Here is a 17,511-nt window from a genome sequence, read left to right on the forward strand (position 1 = left end):
TGCGGCTAGCACGGGGAACCGTTTTCCCCTAGCCTTGGGGTGCCGACAACGACGACGACGGGACTCTCATGACCTCTCACTCCGATGGGACCAGGACGCTCGCCGCCGCCGTGCCCGCCGCGTCCAGCGCCGATTCTGACGGCCTCGCGATCGGTGGCATCCGGCTGGCCGACTACAGTCTGGGCGCCGACCTACCCGTGGATCACTCGCCCCGGCCGTACCTGCATCCGCTCCGCTCGCTCGCCGGCGTGGGGCTCACCGAGGTGGCCCCCGCCGACCACCCGCACCACTACGGCGTGTCGATGGCGGTGGCGGATGTCGACGGCACGTCGCACTGGGGAGGCCGCACTTTCGTGGCGGGCACCGGGTCGACCATGCTCGCCAACCACGGCAGCCAGGAGTCCCTCGGGCGCACCAGCAGGACGCTGCCGACCGGGCAGTCCATCGAGGAGTCGCTGCTCTGGCGCGACAGCAACGGCGAGGCGCAACTGAGCGAAACCCGCACGATCCGGGCCAGCCCGCTGCCAGACGGCACCGGGTGGGTGCTCGGCTGGACCAGTGTGCTGACCGCATCATACGGCGCCGTGCGGATCGCCTCGCCGGCCGTCAACGGCCGACCCGGCGCGGGGTACGGCGGCATCTTTTGGCGGCTGCCGAACCGGCCGGACACCGCGGTGCTCAGCGCCGGCGGCCCCGGTGAGGCCGTCGCACATGGCTCGGCCTCCCCCTGGCTGGCGCTGAACCAGCTCGACGGTGCCCGGCGGGTGGGGCTGCTGCTCACCCAGCCGGCGAGCCTGGCACGGCCGTGGTTCGTGCGGGCCACCGAGTACACCGGCGCCGGACCGATGCTCGCCGCGGAATCGGCCGTGACCGTCGAGCCCGGCGACAGCCTCAGCACGAGCCTGGTGGGGGTGGTGCTGGACCGGTGGGTCGCCGACGCGGCCGATGCCGAGGGCATCCTGCGGGCCGCGGACCTGGCAACGGACTTGGCGGGTCAGGCATGAGCGGCGCAGGCATGAGGGGCGCAGGCGGGTCCGGGGCGGGCGCGAGCGGCCCAGGCCCGTCCGGCGCAGCTGTGACCGGAGCGGCCGCGGGCCTCACCCGGCTGGCGATCGTCGGAATCCACGGCCACGGCTCCAGCCACGTGCGGCACGCGCAGGAGCTCGTGCGCCGCGGCGACGCTCTGCTCGTGGCCGTCGCCGATCCCCGGCCGGCCGGCGACGGCGAGCTCGGCGCCGAGGTGCGTCACTTCGCCTCCCTGCCCGAACTCCTCGACGCCGTCACCGTGGACGTCGTCGTGCTGTGCACGCCCATCCACACCCACTTCGCCCTGACCAAACTGGCGATGGAGGCCGGCGTCGACGTTCTCCTGGAGAAGCCGCCGGTGACCTCGGTCGCCGACTTCGCGGCCCTCGCCGCCGTGATCGAGGCCACCGGCCGGCGCTGCCAGGTGGGCTTTCAGAGTCTCGGCTCCGAAACCATCGGCGTCGTGCGCGACCGGATCGCCGCCGGTGCCATCGGCACCGTGACCGGGGTGTCCGCCAGCGGAGCGTGGCTGCGCACCCGCAGCTATTGGACCCGCGCCGCGTGGGCGGGCAAGCGGGTGCTGAACGGCATCGAGGTTGTGGACGGCGTGGTCACCAACCCGCTCGCGCACGCCGTGGCCACGGCCCTGTGCCTGGCCGGCGCCCAGCGGGCCGACCAGATCGCCAGCATCGACCTGGACCAGTACCGGGCCAACGACATCGCCTGCGACGACACCTCGGTGGTGCGGGTGCGCACGGTGGCCGGCCTGCCTATCACCCTGGGCCTCACCGTCTGCGCGCCCCAGCGGAGCGAACCCTTCATCACCGTGCAGGGCAGCAGCGGGCGGATCGTGGTGTTCTACACGCTCGACCTCGTGCAGGTGTTCCAGGACGGCTCGCCCGACCCGGTCACCACCAGCCACGGCCGTCGGCCGCTGCTGGACGACCTGCTGATGCTGCGAAGCGGGGCATCCGCCGGGCTGCTCGCCGACTTCGCCGACACCGAGGGGTTCACACTGGTGCTCGACGCGGTGCGCCGGGCATCCGACCCCGTGCCGATCCCCGCTGCCTACGTCGACTGGGTCGGCGACGGCCCGGATGCCCACCCCGTTGTACAGGACGTCGGCACCTGGATCGCCCGGGCCGGCGCCGAGCACAAGACCTTCGCGGAGCTCGGGGCGCCCTGGGCGCGGACCACGCCTGTGCCGGCCGGCACTCCCGGCACCGCCGCCGTGGTCGTCCCCGACGCACCCCACCCGGTGTCCGCGTGACCACCACCTACCGCTGTCGGGGGTCCCGATGGTGCGGGGGCGGATGCGTGGGCGGCCACACATGAGCGGGGCCGACCTCGCCATCAAGCGGGAGCGGGTACTCGGCATCCTGGCGACGCGGTCGGCCGACCGCCTGGCGCTCACCAGCCACGCCGCCGTGTCCTGGTACCTCGACGGCGCCCGCACCCACGTCAGCCTGGCCGGCGACCCGGTGCTGGCGGTGCTGGTCGGTGCCGACGGCGACACCGTGATCACGACGGGCTCCGAGCGGGCCCGGCTGGAGGCCGAGGAGCTCCCCGCCGGTATCCGCGTGCACGAGGTCGACTGGCAGACGCCGCTGCCCTCGGCCTGGGCCGATGCCGCCGGTGTCCTCACCGAGGCCGACGTCGCCGCCGAGCTGCGGGCAGCCCGCGCCCGGTTGCTGCCCGCCGAACTCGGCCGCTACCGAGCCCTCGGCCGCGAGACGGCTGCCGTGCTCACCGAGGTGCTCGCCGCCGCGGATCCCGCCCGGAGCGAACGAGCGGTCACCGCGGCGGTCGGCGCGCGCCTGCTCGAGCGGGGAATCGACCCGGTGGTGCTCCTGGCCGCCGGCCGAGCCCGGCTCGCCCACCGGCATCCGCTGCCCACCGGTGCGGCGCTGGGCGACCGGGCCATGGTCGTGGTCTGCGCCCGCCGGCACGGCCTGATCGTCAACCTCACCCGCTGGGTGCGCTTCAGCCGGACCGACGGCGCCGAGACGGATGCGACCGCTCGTATTCTCGAGGTCGAGGCCGCGTTTTTCGCGGCCACCCGGCCGGGCGCCGAGGTGTCGGCGGTGCTGGCCCGCGGCAGCGCGGCCTACGGCGCACACGGCTTCGACCCCGAAGAATGGCGCCGGCACCACCAGGGTGGTCCGGCCGGCTACAACGGCCGCGACCCGCGGGCCGTTGCCGGCCTGCCCGACCGGGTGCAGGCCGGCCAGGCATTCGCCTGGAACCCGAGCGCGCCCGGCGCGAAGGTGGAGGACACCGTTCTGGTCGGTGCCGGCGACGATCCCCTCGAGGTGCTCACCGTCGACCCGAGCTGGCCGACGACGCTTGTGCACGGCGTGCCGCGTCCCGCCGAACTGCAGCGCTAACCTCGGCCCAGACGGCTGGTTTCGACCGCTCCACTCTCAGAAAGGCACAACAATGATCCACTTCGGCGGCGACTACAACCCCGAGCAGTGGCCGGAGGAGACCTGGCCGGACGACATCGCCCGGATGCGCGAGGCGGGCGTCACGATGGTGAGCCTGGGCGTGTTCGCGTGGGCGCGCATCCAGCCCGCCGAAGACGTCTTCGACTTCGACTGGCTCGACCGGGTGATCGACCTGCTGCACGCGGGCGGCATCGCGGTGGACCTGGCCACGGCCACCGCCTCGCCACCGCCCTGGGCGTCGCTGGCCTACCCCGAGCTGCTCGCCCAGGACGAGACCGGGGCGGTGTACTGGCCGGGCAGCCGCCAGCACTACGCGCCGTCGTCGCCGCAGTACCGCCGCCTCGCCGCCGCGCTGGTGACCCGGCTCGCCGCACGCTACGCCGCGCATCCGGCGGTCGTGCTCTGGCACGTCAACAACGAATACGGCTGCCACCTGCACCAGGATTACTCGGATGCCGCCCGTGACGCGTTCCGCCGCTGGCTCGCCGACCGGTACGGCACGATCGGGGCGCTCAACGACGCCTGGGGAACCATGTTCTGGGCGCAGGCGTACGGCACGTTCGCCGAGGTCTTCCCGCCGCGGAAGGCCCCGTACAGCCACAACCCGGCCCAGCTGCTGGACTTCCGCCGGTTCTCCTCCGACATGCTGCTCGAGTGCTACCGCGCCGAGAAGGCGATCATCCGCGCGGCCGGGGCGACCCAGCCGGTGACGACCAACTTCATGGGCGCGTTCAAGCCGGCGGACTACTGGGCGTGGGCGGCCGAGGTGGACGTCATCTCGGACGACTGCTACCCCGACCCGAACGACCCGGAGAGTTTCCGGGCGGCGGCGTTCCAGCGCGACCTGATGCGCTCGCTCAAGCCCGACGTGCCGTGGCTGTTGATGGAGCAGTCCAGTAACGCGCTGAACTGGCGCCGCTCAAACGCGCCCAAGGCACCCGGTCAGATGGCCGCGCTGAGCATGCAGGCCGTGGCGCGCGGCGCCGACGCGGTGCTGTTCTTCCAGTGGCGTCAGTCCCGGGCCGGCGCCGAGAAGTTCCACTCCGCGATGCTGCCGCACGCCGGCACCGGCACCCGCACCTGGCGCGAGATCGTGGGCCTCGGCGCCGAGCTGGCCGCACTGCCGGCCCTGCCCGCGGGCGCCCGCGACGCCCGGGTGGCGATCGTCTTCGACTGGGAGAACTGGTGGGCGCTCGAGAACCCCGACCACCCCGTGGTGCTGGACTACCTCGAGCTCGTGCAGCGCTGGTATGCCGCGCTGCACCGGCAGCACGTGCAGGTGGACCTGGTGCCGGCATCCGGTGACCTGGCCGGTTACGCGCTGGTGATCGCCCCGCAGCTCTACCTGCTGCGGGCGGATGCGGCGGCGAACCTGACCGCGTTCGTGCGGGCGGGCGGGCACCTGCTGGTCACCGCGTTCAGCGACGTTGTCGACGAGTGCGACCGGTTCCGCGACGGGGGCTTTCTCACCCAACTGAGCGCGCTGCTCGGTGTGCGGGTCGAAGAGTTCGGCGCGCTGATGCCGCCCGGCTCGGCCGAGCCCGGCCAGCAGCAGGCTCCGTTCGAGGCGCCCGGCGGGGGAGGGCCGCTGACCGGCACCTTGCTCGCCGAGGAGCTCTGGGTGGGCGGGAACAGCCTCGGCGGTGCGCCGGGCGGTCGGGGCAGTGAGTCCGACACTGCCTCCGACGTCGGGTCTTCCACGGCATCCGACACCAGCGGCCACGGTGTCACCGGCGGTGCCGCCACAGTCCTGAGCTCCTACACGGCCGGCCGCACCCTCGGCCTGCCCGCGTTCACGGTGAATGCCGTCGAGGCCGGGCTGGCCTACTACCTGGCCACCATCCCGGATGCGGCCGGCACCGCCGCCATCGTGCGCTACCTGCTCGCCGGCGCGGGTGTCGACCCGGTCCTGGCCGGCCTGCCCGACACCGTGGAGGCCATCCGCCGCGGCGACGTGCTGACCGTCATCAACCACGGACCCGACGCCGTCGAGGTGGCCCTGCCCGGCACCGCCGTCGCCGACGGGCATCCGGTCGGCACGGTGTCGCTCGCCCCCTTCGCCTACAGCCTGGTGCGCACCGCCTGACCGGCGCTGGGGGCTCCGCTCCCGCTGGCGCCTGGCCCCGGTCGCGGGTATGCCCGCGCTTTGCGGCGCGTACCCCGCGCAGCGGCGTGTGCCCCGCGCAACGGCGCGTACCCCGCGTAGCCCCGGCGGGCGGGTCAGGCGCCGCTATGCCTGTGGCGCGCCACCCGCGTGGCGGCGCGGCACCCGCGTACCTCCGCGAGCCTCCTTGCGCGGCCGTCTCCACTCTGGTCCGGATGGCGCGTACCCCGCGCAGCGGCGTGTGCCCCGCGCACCCCCGCGCACCTCCGAGTGCGCCCAGCAGGGGCACGCAAAAGCCCCGGCCAGGAGGACCTGGCCGGGGCGGATGGAGCGAGAGGTGCGGGTCGAAGGCTGTCGCGGGTTAGCGGGCGCCGAGCAGGTGCTCGAGGGCCAGCTGCTGCAGACGCACGAAGCCGAAGCCCTTGCCGCCGAAGTACTCCTCGGGGGCGAAGTCCTCGTAGGCGCTGGTGTCGGCGAGGAAGTCGTCGTAGCTCTCGCCGGCGGCGAGGGTCGGCACCGACAGTTCCGGAACGCGCGAGGCAGCGAGCTGCTCCTGCACCTCGGGGTCGGCGCGGAAGGCCGCGGCGCGCTCCTTGAGCAGCAGGTAGGTGCGCATGTTCGCGGCCGCGGAGTCCCAGACGCCCGTGATGTCCTCGGTGCGGCTCGGCTTGTAGTCGAAGTGGCGCGGGCCGTCGTAGGACGGGCCGCCGTTCGGGCCGCCGTTCTCGAGCAGGTCCACCAGCGAGAACGCGTTCTGCAGGTCGCCGTGGCCGAAGACCAGGTCCTGGTCGTACTTGATGCCGCGCTGACCGTTGAGGTCGATGTGGAACAGCTTGCCCTGGTAGAGCGCCTGGGCGATGCCGGCCGTGAAGTTCAGCCCGGCCATCTGCTCGTGGCCGACCTCGGGGTTCACGCCGACGAGTTCGGGGCGCTCGAGGGTGGTGATGAACGCCATGGCGTGGCCGACCGTGGGCAGCAGGATGTCACCGCGGGGTTCGTTGGGCTTGGGCTCGATGGCGAAGCGGATGTCGTAACCCTTGTCGGTGACGTAGTCACCGAGCAGGTTGACGGCCTCGCGGTAGCGGTCGAGGGCCGAACGGATGTCCTTGGCCGCGTCGTACTCTGCGCCCTCGCGGCCGCCCCACATCACGAAGGTCTTGGCGCCGAGCTCGGCGGCGAGGTCGAGGTTGCGCAGAACCTTGCGCAGGGCGAACCGGCGCACGGCACGGTCGTTCGAGGTGAAGCCGCCGTCCTTGAAGACGGGAGCGCTGAAGAGGTTGGTGGTGATCATCGGAACGATCACGCCGGTGTCGGCGAGGACCTGCTTGAGACGGTCGATCTCTTTCTGGCGGGCGGCATCCGTGGAGCCGAAGGCGAAGAGGTCGTCGTCGTGGAAGGTCAGGCCGTAGGCACCGAGCTCGGCCAGGCGGGTGACGGCTTCGACGGTGTCGAGCTGGGGGCGGGTCGGTCCGCCGAACGGGTCAGCCCCGTTGTAGCCGATGGTCCACAGGCCGAACGAGAACTTGTCGGCGGGGGTGGGGGTGAGGGACATGTTCGGTGCTCCGATTCAGCTTCATTGGCGATTTGTTGCAATTACCAACATATTACACGTGCCGGGCCGGTTCGTACAGTTCGTCGTCTACGTCAGTAAAAAATGCCCGGCCACAACATATTCCACCGATCGAGCCTTCTGTCGACCCGAGCGACAAAAGCCTCATCGAATCATTTCGACGATTCTCCCCACAAATACCACGCGAACGCTGGTTTCCCGCCGTTCCAACCCCCCAAACGCGGGCATTTCGGATTTCGCCCTTGTGAAAACGCTGGACCCTGAGATAAGTTCTGTCCGTCAACAAAAGGCCGCTTTTGGCGGTGGGTCCATCACAGCGATGTCCCGTTACAAGGAGGTAACCCTGACACGCGCTTTCCCAAGGTCGGGGGAGCGGGCGACAGGATTTCCTCCTCTGGCAGTCCACCCGGTCATCGGGGACTGCGGTGACTGGCAGCTCTCAGAGAGGAAAGCTCCAACAATGTCCACACCTAAGAAAATTCTCGCCCTCGCGGCGGCCGGCGTCTTCGCGCTGACGCTCGCATCCTGCGCCAGCAGCGGATCCACGTCGGGCAGCTCCGACGGGGCCGCGGCCTCCGGTGCCGACTGCAACGTCGGTATCTCCATGCCCACCCGGTCACTCGAACGCTGGATCAACGACGGCGACCAGCTCAAGAAGCTGCTCGAAGACGCCGGCTGCACGGTCGACCTGCAGTACGCAGACAACAAGACCGACCAGCAGATCAGCCAGATCCAGAACCAGGTCGCCGGCGGATCGAAGATCCTCGTCGTGGCCGCCGTCGACGGCAAGGTGCTCGCACCGGTGCTCGCCGAGGCCAAGAAGCAGGATGCCACCGTCATCGCCTACGACCGCCTGATCAACGGCACCCCGGATGTCGACTACTACGCCACCTTCGACAACTACAAGGTGGGCCAGCTGCAGGGCGAGTTCATCGAGACCGAACTCGACCTGGCCAACGCGACCGGGCCGATCTCGATCGAACCGTTCGCCGGCAGCCCCGACGACAACAACGCCAAGTTCTTCTTCTCCGGCGCCTGGGATGTTCTGCTGCCCTACGTCGAGAGCGGCGTCCTCGTCGTTCCGAGTGGCCAGTCGCCCGCCTCGAACGACGACTGGGCCTCGATCGGCATCCAGGGCTGGGCCAGCGACAAGGCACAGTCCGAGATGGACAACCGCCTGTCGTCGTTCTACACCGGCGGCGACAAGGTCGACGTGGTGCTCTCCCCGAACGACAGCCTGGCCATCGGCATCGAGGCCTCGCTGAAGTCCGCCGGATACGCCCCGGGCGCCGACTACCCGGTCATCACCGGACAGGACGCCGACAAGGCCAACGTCAAGGCGATCCTCGACGGTGAGCAGTCCATGACCGTGTGGAAGGACACCCGCACGCTCGGCAAGCAGGTCTTCGACATGATCCAGGAGATCGTGGCCGGCGACGAGGTCACCGTCAACGACACCGAGACCTACGACAACGGAGAGAAGGTCGTGCCGTCGTTCCTGCTCGACCCCGAGGTCGTCGTCAAGGACGATGTGCAGACCAAGCTCATCGACTCCGGCTTCATCAAGGCATCGGATGTCGGCCTCTAACCAGCCGACCCTGGCCGGCCTGCTCGGGTGAGCGGGCCGGCCTCCTCGACGGGCACCCGGGCAACCGGGTGCCCGGCCCATCAGCAAAACAGGAGAGCGCAGTGGAGCATTCGATCATCCTCAGGATGAACAACATCGTGAAGGACTTCAATGGGGTGAAGGCCCTCGACGGTGTGTCCCTCGAGGTCACGAGGGGGCAGGTGCACGGCATCTGCGGGGAGAACGGCGCGGGAAAGTCCACGCTGATGAAGGTCCTCAGCGGGGTGTACCCGGTCGGCAGCTTCGACGGGAGCATCGAGTTCGAGGACCACGAGGTGGCCTACAAGTCGATCAACGACAGCGAGCACGACGGCATCGTCATCATTCACCAGGAACTGGCGCTGAGCCCGTACCTGTCGATCGCCGAGAACATCTTCCTCGGCAACGAGAACGCCACCCGCGGGGTGATCGACTGGAACAAGACCAATCGCGAGGCCGCCCTGCTGCTGGCCCGGGTGGGCCTGGACGAGAACCCGGCCACCAAGATCCTCGAGCTCGGCGTGGGCAAGCAGCAACTCGTGGAGATCGCCAAGGCGCTCTCCAAGCGGGTCAAGCTGCTCATCCTGGACGAGCCCACCGCGGCGCTCAACGACGAAGATTCCGCCCACCTGCTGGGCCTGATCGATCACCTGCGCACGCAGGGCATCACCTGCATCATCATTTCCCACAAGCTCAAGGAGATCAAACGCATCGCCGACACCGTCACGGTGATCCGCGACGGCAAGACCATCGAGACCATCGACATGAACGGTCCGGATGCGACGGAGGCCCACATCATCCGCGCCATGGTCGGCCGCGACCTGAACAACCTGTTCCCGCCGCGGGAACCCGCCATCGGTGCCGAGGTGCTGCGGGTGGAGAACTGGACCGTGCACCACCCGGTCGACGTGGCCCGCAAGGTCGTCGACGGCGCATCCTTCACCGTCAACGCCGGCGAGATCGTCGGTTTCGCCGGCCTCATGGGCGCCGGGCGCACCGAACTGGCGATGAGCCTGTTCGGCCACTCCTACGGCACCAATATCTCCGGCCAGGTCTACAAGGACGGCAAGGAGATCCAGATGCGCACGGTGGGGGAGGCCATCGAGCACGGCTTCGCCTACGCCACCGAGGACCGCAAGCGCTACGGCCTCAACCTCATCGGCGACATCACCGTGAACGTGTCGGCCGCGGCCCTGGCCAAGCTCGCCAAGTACGGCGTGATCGACCGGCACCGCGAATACAAGGTCGCCGACTCGTACCGCCAGAAGATGAACATCAAGGCGCCGTCGGTCGGATCGATCACCGGCAAGCTCTCCGGCGGAAACCAGCAGAAGGTGGTGCTGTCGAAGTGGATCTTCTCCGGCCCCGACGTGCTGATCCTCGACGAGCCCACCCGCGGCATCGACGTGGGCGCCAAGTACGAGATCTACGGCATCATCAACGAACTCGCGGCGCAGGGCAAGGCGGTCATCGTGATCTCCTCCGAGCTGCCCGAACTGATCGGCATCTGCGATCGCATCTACGCGATCTCGGAAGGAAAACTCACCGGCGAGGTCGCCAAGGCCGACGCCTCCCAGGAAACCCTCATGCACTACATGACCGCAGGAAAGGACTGAGCGCGATGACCACCACCACGCCAGCGAGCAAAGCGCCCACCGAACCCCCCGTGAGGCGCCGCATCCCCAAGCTCTCGATCAACCTCCGCCAGTACGGCATCGTGGCCGCCCTGGCCGTGATCGTCATCCTGTTCCAGATCCTCACCGACGGGCGCCTACTGCTGCCCGGCAATGTGAACAACCTCATCCAGCAGAACGCCTACGTACTGATCCTCGCGATCGGCATGGTCATCGTGATCATCGCCGGCCACATCGACCTGTCGGTCGGCTCGGTCGTGGCCATGGTGGGCGCGGTCGCCGCGATCAGCATGAACAACTGGGGCCTGCCCTGGTGGGGCGCGGTCATCGTGTCGCTGCTGGTCGGTGCCGCCGTCGGCGCCTGGCAGGGCTACTGGGTGGCGTTCGTCGGCATCCCGGCGTTCATCGTCACCCTGGCCGGCATGCTCATCTTCCGCGGGCTCACCCTTGTGCTGCTCACCGGTGGCACCATCAGCGGGCTGCCGGCGGAATTCACCGCGATCGGTGCCGGCTGGCTGCCGTCGTACCTGGGTGAACTGGGCGGGCGCGACGTGCTCACCCTGGCGCTCGGCATCCTCACCGCCGTCGCCTTGATCGTGTTCCAGCTGCGCAACCGCGCCACCCTGGCCAGGCTCGACCTGCCGCGGGAACCCGCCGCGTCGATGTGGACCAAGAACGGCATCGCCGCCATCGCGATCATCTGGTTCGCCTGGCTGCTCAGTGACTACAGCGGCACCCCGATCATCCTGATCGTGCTCGCCGCGCTCATCCTGATCTACAACTTCGTGCTCAACCGCACGGTGTTCGGCCGCCACGTGTACGCCATGGGTGGCAACCTCTTCGCCGCCGTGATGAGCGGTGTGAAGACCAAGTGGGTCAACTTCTACATCTTCGTGAACATGGGTGTGCTCGCGGGCCTGGCCGGTGTGGTCTCCACGGCCAGGGCCGGCGGCGCCGTCGCCTCGGCGGGCCAGAACTACGAGCTCGACGCCATCGCTGCCGTCTTCATCGGCGGCGCCGCGGTGCAGGGCGGTGTGGGCACGGTCGTCGGCGCCGTGGTGGGTGGCCTCGTGATGGGCGTGCTCAACATGGGCCTGTCCATTCTCTCGGTGGATGCCGCCTGGCAGATGACCATCAAGGGACTGGTGCTGCTGCTGGCCGTGGCGTTTGATATCTTCAACAAGCGGCGCGCTGGGGGACGATAGAACGACGCCACCCGACGACCTGTCGGGCACCGCACCCGAGAGGACCGTGACCCACCCGTGAGCCAAGCGCCACCCACCCTGGGCGTTCGGGGCGGCACCAGCAATGACCAACTCCGGCGGTACAACCTGTCGATGGTCATGACGATGCTGCACCACGCCGGCGGCAGCTCCAGGGCCGAGCTCACCAAGCGCACCGGGCTGAACCGGTCCACGATCGCGGCCCTGGTGGCCGAGCTCGTGGACCTGGGCATGGCGTTCGAGGTGGAACCGGAGAGCGTGGTGGGCCGGGTGGGCCGGCCCAGCCCCCAGGTGGTGCCGAACCCGGGGCTGGCCGCGATCGCGGTGAACCCCGATGTGGACGCCGTCACGGTCGGGCTGGTGGGCTTGGGCGGCGAGGTGATCCGGCGCATCCGCTTCGACACCACCCGGGTGCCCACGGTGGCCGAGGCCATCAACGCGGTCAAGGCCATCGTCGACGGCATGCGCGGCGAGATCGACCAGAGTTACAGCATCGCCGGGGTGGGCGTGGCGGTGCCGGCACTGGTGAATTCCGAGGACGGCCGGGTGCTGATCGCCCCGCACCTGGGCTGGCGCGACGCCAACCTGGCCAGGGACCTCGCCCGGGTGCTGGACTACCCGGTCTTCGCCGGCAACGACGCCAGCCTCGGTGCGATCGCCGAGAGCAAGTTCGGAGCCGCCCGCGGCATCGACGACCTGGTCTACCTCAACGGCAGTGCCAGCGGCATCGGCGGCGGCCTGATCATCGGCGGCACACCGCTCCGCGGCACCAGCGGCTACGCGGGGGAGCTCGGTCACACCCTGGTGAACAGTGCGGGCGTGCGCTGCTACTGCGGCAGGATCGGCTGCCTGGAGACCGAGGTCAGCATGGCCAGGCTGCTGGCGGTGCTGAAGCTCCCGCGCGCCGACCAGGACGACCTCGACATCGCACTGGGGGTCTCCCGCGACCCGGCCGTGCTGGCCGAGGTGCGCCGGCAGATCGAGCTCCTGTCCGAGGCGATCTCCAACTTCGTGAACCTGTTCGACCCCGAGATGGTGGTGCTCGGCGGGTTCCTGGGCTCGCTGCTCTCGGTGGGCCGCGAGCAGCTCACCGCGGCGATGATCGTGCGCTCGATGAGCAGCATCGGCCATACCGTGGCCATCGAGCGGGCCAGCCTCGGCTCGCACCTGATGATGGTGGGCGCCGCCGAGCTGGCCTTCGCCGGCCTGCTCGACGACCCGGCCGGCTTCGTGCGCGGCCGCGCCGCCACCCGCTGACCCGCCGACCCGCCGACCCGCTGACCTGCCCCGTTCCGGACCAGTTGCCCCGGCGCAGCGGGGCAACTCGTCCGCAGGTGGGCAACTCGCTGATCTGGCATTTGTCGGCAATCACCACAAATGGCTTGCGTAACTGAGGATGTGTGTCGTAGGCTCCCTTTCGAGGCAGTCGAAACGTTTAGCACAACGGCTGCCGCCCGGCCGCGAAACCGCTCCCGGTGCCGTAGTTCCGACAGACGATGGAGTCCTGATGGCCAACATTCACGACGTGGCACGCGCCGCCGGAGTGTCCATCAGCACGGTGTCCTACGCCCTCAGCGGCAAGCGCTCGATCGCGGCATCCACCAAGCAGCGCATCGACGAGGCCGTTCTCGAACTCGACTACCGGGCCAATGCCGGGGCGCGGATGCTCAAGGGCGCGCGCACCCAGATCCTCGCGCTGAGCGCCCCGCTGCACGCCGGCACCCACGCCCCTGCGCACATGACCTTCGTACTCTCGGTGGTCACGGCCGCCCGCAAGTACGACTACGACGTGCTCCTGCTCACCCAGGATGAGGCCACCAGTGGCCTGCGCCGGGTGGTGCGAAGCTCCCTCGTCGACGGGATCGTTCTCTTGGACGTGTCCACCGCCGACCCGCGCACCGACCTGGTACGCGAACTCGGCCTGCCCGCCACGGTGATCGGCATTCCCAACGACACCGACGGGCTCACCTGCGTCGACCTCGACTTCGAACGCGCCGCCGTCATGGCGGTGCGCCGCCTTGTCGACCTCGGCCATCGCGAGATCGGCCTGATCGGCCAGGCGCCCGCGGTCTACGAACGCGGCTCGAACTTCCCGCCGCGGTTCCGCGACGCGTTCCTGGCCGAGGCCGCCCGGCTGGGCGCCACCGTGGCCTTCACCCCGGCACCCGAGGAGTCCGCCGGCGTGCGCGCGGCCTTCGACGATCTGACCGGTGCCCTGCCGGGCATGACCGGTCTGGTCATGCACAGCAATGAGCCCGTGCAGTCCATGGTGCTCGAGCTGCTCAACCAGCGGGGAATCAACGTGCCGACCGACCTGTCCGTCGTCTCGGCCTGCTCCAGCTTCTCCACCGACCATCTCACCCCGCCGCTCGACGTCATCCCCCTGCCTGCCGACCAGTCCTGCACTCGCGCAATCGAGCTCACCATGGCCCAGTTCGCCGGCGACGCCCTGCCGCACGTCGAGTTCATTGAACCGACGTATGTCGAACTCGGTTCGACGTCCACTCCCACCCGCCCCTAGCACCCCCCCCGCCACGGAAAGGATTTCGGTATCTGCACTATCGAAACGTTTCGATAGTTTCCCTCAGCACCACCACGCAGCATCATCCGCATCACTACAAGGAAGTAGAACAGTGAAGAAAACCAAGAGAAGCCTCGCCGGGATCGCCATGCTCGGCGTCAGCGCCCTCCTGCTCTCCGGCTGCTCCGCCGGAGCCGGCGAAGCCGACAGCAATACCCTCAAGCTCTGGCACTTCGAGAGCGACACCAGTGCCATGGGCATCGCGTGGGAGGAAGCCATCAAGGTCTTCGAAGAAGAGACCGGCGCGACCGTGGAATTCGAGGAGAAGAGCTTCGAACAGATCCGCTCCACGGCCAGCCAGGTGCTCAACTCCAACGAGGCCCCCGACATCCTCGAGTACAACAAGGGCAACGCCACCGCCGGCCTCCTGGCCAGCCAGGGCCTGCTCAGCGACCTGGACGACGACTACGCGGAGTACGGCTGGGACGACGCCCTCGCCCCGTCGCTGCAGACCACGGCGCGCTACGACGAAGACGGCATCATGGGCTCCGGCGCGTTCTACGGTGTGCCCAACTACGGCGAGTTCGTGGAGATGTACTACAACAAGGACATGTTCGCCGCCGCCGGCCTTGAGGTGCCGACCACCGTCGCCGAACTCGAGACCGTCATGAAGGCGTTCACCGACCAGGGCATCACCCCGCTGGCCGAATCGGCCGCCGAGTACCCGCTGGGCCAGCTCTGGTACCAGCTCGCACTCACCAAGGCCGACCGCAGCTTCGTCGACGACTACCAGCTCTACACCGGCGACGTCGACTGGAGCGGCCCGGAGGTGACCTACGCGACCGAGACCATCAAGGACTGGACCGACGCCGGCTACATCTCCACCGACGCCAGCGGCTTCAAGGCAGAGGATGCCGGCACCGCGTTCATCAACGGCACCTACCCGATCTTCTACTCGGGCTCCTGGTGGCACAACCGGTTCACCACCGAGGCCACCGGCTTCGAGTGGGGAACCTTCCTCTTCCCCGAGGCCGAGATGTCGCCAGGTTCCGCCGGCAACATGTGGGTCATCCCGGAGAAGGCCAAGAACAAGGACCTCGCCGCCCAGTTCATCGACATCACCATGCGCCCGGAGATCCAGGCCCTGATCGGTAACAACGGAGGCATCCCCGTCGCCGCTGACACCTCCGACATCACGGATGCGAAGAGCCAGGAACTGATCGGCAACTTCAACACCCTGACCGAGCGCGACGGCATCGCCTTCTACCCGGACTGGCCCACCGCGACGTTCTACGACGAGCTGAACGCCGGCCTGCAGGAACTCATCAACGGCAGCAAGTCGCCCGCTGAGATCAACGAGCAGCTCGGCGGACAGTACACGTCCGGCGTAGACGACATCGTCGGCTAACTCCGCCGCCGCACCAACATCACCTCGCAGTACCCGGCCGGGGGCTGTCACGGCCCCCGGCCACCACTGAAAGAGAAGGAAACAGCATGACGACAGCATCCGTAGCCGATGCCCCCGTTGATGCTCCCGCGGCAGGCAACAGGCCCGTGCGGCAGAGCCTCATCCCGGGAAGCAATCCCAAGACATTCTGGATCTACCTGATCCCGGGCCTCGCGCTGCTCACACTGATCATCGTGGTTCCCCTGGTGTGGAACATCTACCTCACCTTCACCGACTACCGCGGCATCAAGCCGCCGGAGTGGGTGGGCCTGGAGAACTGGGTGAAGCTGGCAGGCGACACCACCTTCTGGACCTCGTTCAGCAACTCCATCGCGATGATCGTGGCCATGGTCGTCGTGCCCACCCTCCTCGGCCTGGTGCTCGCCGCCATGCTGTTCGACCTGATCGGCAAGAAGTTCGGCGGCAAGATCGCCAGCTTCCTGCGCGCCACCTACTACCTGCCGCAGATCCTGCCCGGCGTTGTCGCAGCGATCGTGATCGGCTGGATCCTGCGCCCGCAGAACGGCGCGCTCAACCAGGTGCTCGAGGGCATCGGACTGGGCGGCCTGGCGCAGAACTGGCTCGGCAATCCCGACACCGCGCTGCCCAGCATCATGGTCATCATGATCTGGGTGCAGCTCGGCTACCCCATCGTGATCTTCATGGCCGCCCTGCAGCGGGTCGACCCCGAACTCTACGAGGCCGCTGAGCTCGACGGCGCCAACTGGATCCAGCGCTTCCGGGCGATCACGGTGAGCATCATCCGCCCCGAGATCTTCGTGGTCACCCTCACCTGCACCATCGCCGCCCTCAAGGTGTTCGGCCCGATCTACACCCTCACCGGCGGCGGTCCGGGCACCTCCACCATCGTGCCCGCATACTACGCCTACAGCGAGTTCTTCCAGTCCCAGCAGGTGGGCTACGGCGCCACCATAGCCACCGCACTCACCATCGTCATCGCGGCCGTTTCGGTCGTCTTCCTGCTCGCCCAGACCCGACTCGAGCGCCAGGAAGAGGAACGCTAATGACCTCCACCATCCTCGACCCGGCCCCGGCAACCGTCACAGGCCCGCCGGCCCGGCAGAGCCGCAAACGCCGCAGCAGCACCACCCGCAAGACCCTCGGCGACTGGATGATCCTGCTTGTCGCGGTCCTGATCGGCTTGCTCATCGCGGTGCCGTTCTTCCTCATCCTGATCAACTCGTTCAAATCGCCCGCCGACTACAACCAGGCCGGCCCGCTCACCCTGCCCACCAGCCTGTACTTCGACGGCATGATCAACTTCTGGGAGCGGGTGAACTTCCCAGGCAAGCTCTGGAACAGCTTCTTCATCTCCAGCGTCGTCGCGATCCTGGCCGTGGTCATCTCCCTGCTGAACGCGTTCGCGCTCGGCATCGGCCGGGTGCGCGGTCGCACCTGGATCGTGCTGCTGATCCTGCTGGCCAACATGCTGCCGCAGGAGGTGCTGCTCTACCCGCTCTACTTCATGTTCAAGACCGTGGGGCTGTACGACAACCAGTGGGCCGTGATCATCATCTTCGTGGTCATCCAGAGCGCTTTCGGCACCTACCTGCTGGCCAGCGTGCTGGGCACGTTCCCCAAGGAGATCCTCGAGGCGGCGTCGCTGGACGGCGCCAGCCGCTGGACGATCCTGTACCGCGTGGTCTACCCGATCACCAAGCCCACCCTGAGCGTGCTGGTGATCTTCTTCTTCATCTGGACCTGGAACGAGTTCCTGATCCCGCTCACCTTCCTGGTCAGCAACGCGAGCCAGACCGTGCCGGTCTCGATCGCCGTGCTGCAGGGCGACCGGCTGATGGATGTCACCACGACCAGCGCCTCGGCGCTTCTGGGCCTGCTGCCCACCCTGATCTTCTTCCTCATTTTCCAACGCACCCTCACCAGGGGCATCACCGCAGGAGCAGTCAAGTAG

Annotated in this window: 13 protein-coding genes; 12 read left to right on the top strand and 1 reads right to left on the bottom strand. The window is 68.6% G+C overall.

The genetic code is table 11. From position 1 onward, the window contains the following. The first annotated feature begins 68 nt into the window (after positions 1-68). The 4 genes from E3T61_RS10110 (at position 69) to E3T61_RS10125 (ending at position 5,559) form a co-directional block, all read left to right on the top strand. Positions 69-1,004 (top strand): DUF6807 domain-containing protein, encoded by a 936-nt coding sequence (locus E3T61_RS10110; protein ID WP_134640739.1) that lies wholly within the window; start codon positions 69-71, stop codon positions 1,002-1,004. Between the two features lie 71 nt (positions 1,005-1,075). Beyond that, entirely contained in the window at positions 1,076-2,296 is a 1,221-nt protein-coding gene (locus tag E3T61_RS10115) for a Gfo/Idh/MocA family protein (RefSeq protein WP_241992495.1), read from the top strand. A gap of 61 nt (positions 2,297-2,357) precedes the next feature. Continuing rightward, positions 2,358-3,413, top strand: coding sequence for a M24 family metallopeptidase (locus E3T61_RS10120; protein ID WP_134640740.1), 1,056 nt, complete (start codon positions 2,358-2,360; stop codon positions 3,411-3,413). Between the two features lie 52 nt (positions 3,414-3,465). Continuing rightward, positions 3,466-5,559 (top strand): beta-galactosidase, encoded by a 2,094-nt coding sequence (locus tag E3T61_RS10125; protein ID WP_134640741.1) that lies wholly within the window; start codon positions 3,466-3,468, stop codon positions 5,557-5,559. 379 nt (positions 5,560-5,938) lie between these two features. Here the strand turns inward: E3T61_RS10125 and xylA are convergent, their stop codons facing one another. Then, positions 5,939-7,129 (bottom strand): xylose isomerase, encoded by a 1,191-nt coding sequence (gene xylA / locus E3T61_RS10130; RefSeq protein WP_134640742.1) that lies wholly within the window; start codon positions 7,127-7,129, stop codon positions 5,939-5,941. Between the two features lie 478 nt (positions 7,130-7,607). On the opposite strand from xylA, the gene chvE reads away from it, so the two are divergent. The 8 genes from chvE (at position 7,608) to E3T61_RS10170 (ending at position 17,511) form a co-directional block, all read left to right on the top strand. Beyond that, positions 7,608-8,735, top strand: a complete 1,128-nt coding sequence (chvE, locus tag E3T61_RS10135) for a multiple monosaccharide ABC transporter substrate-binding protein (RefSeq protein WP_134640743.1) — start codon at positions 7,608-7,610, stop codon at positions 8,733-8,735. Positions 8,736-8,860: 125 nt separating this feature from the next. Next, positions 8,861-10,369, top strand: a complete 1,509-nt coding sequence (gene mmsA, locus E3T61_RS10140; protein WP_134640804.1) for a multiple monosaccharide ABC transporter ATP-binding protein — start codon at positions 8,861-8,863, stop codon at positions 10,367-10,369. 5 nt (positions 10,370-10,374) lie between these two features. Continuing rightward, positions 10,375-11,592: a multiple monosaccharide ABC transporter permease gene (gene mmsB, locus E3T61_RS10145; RefSeq protein WP_134640744.1), complete on the top strand. Its 1,218-nt coding sequence runs from the start codon at positions 10,375-10,377 to the stop codon at positions 11,590-11,592. A 57-nt stretch (positions 11,593-11,649) separates the two neighbouring features. Next, positions 11,650-12,867 (top strand): ROK family protein, encoded by a 1,218-nt coding sequence (locus tag E3T61_RS10150; RefSeq protein ID WP_241992496.1) that lies wholly within the window; start codon positions 11,650-11,652, stop codon positions 12,865-12,867. Between the two features lie 250 nt (positions 12,868-13,117). Beyond that, positions 13,118-14,131 (top strand): LacI family DNA-binding transcriptional regulator, encoded by a 1,014-nt coding sequence (locus tag E3T61_RS10155; protein ID WP_134640745.1) that lies wholly within the window; start codon positions 13,118-13,120, stop codon positions 14,129-14,131. Positions 14,132-14,279: 148 nt separating this feature from the next. Then, positions 14,280-15,539, top strand: a complete 1,260-nt coding sequence (locus E3T61_RS10160; protein ID WP_134640806.1) for an ABC transporter substrate-binding protein — start codon at positions 14,280-14,282, stop codon at positions 15,537-15,539. An 86-nt stretch (positions 15,540-15,625) separates the two neighbouring features. Then, positions 15,626-16,603, top strand: coding sequence for a carbohydrate ABC transporter permease (locus E3T61_RS10165; protein ID WP_134640746.1), 978 nt, complete (start codon positions 15,626-15,628; stop codon positions 16,601-16,603). Then, on the top strand, positions 16,603-17,511 hold the full coding sequence (locus E3T61_RS10170; RefSeq protein ID WP_134640747.1) for a carbohydrate ABC transporter permease: 909 nt from the start codon (positions 16,603-16,605) through the stop codon (positions 17,509-17,511). The genes E3T61_RS10165 and E3T61_RS10170 overlap by 1 nt, the downstream gene beginning before the upstream one ends.

Origin of the sequence: Cryobacterium lactosi, from assembly GCF_004403945.1 — a bacterium.
GTDB classification, from domain to species: Bacteria; Actinomycetota; Actinomycetes; order Actinomycetales; family Microbacteriaceae; genus Cryobacterium; species Cryobacterium lactosi.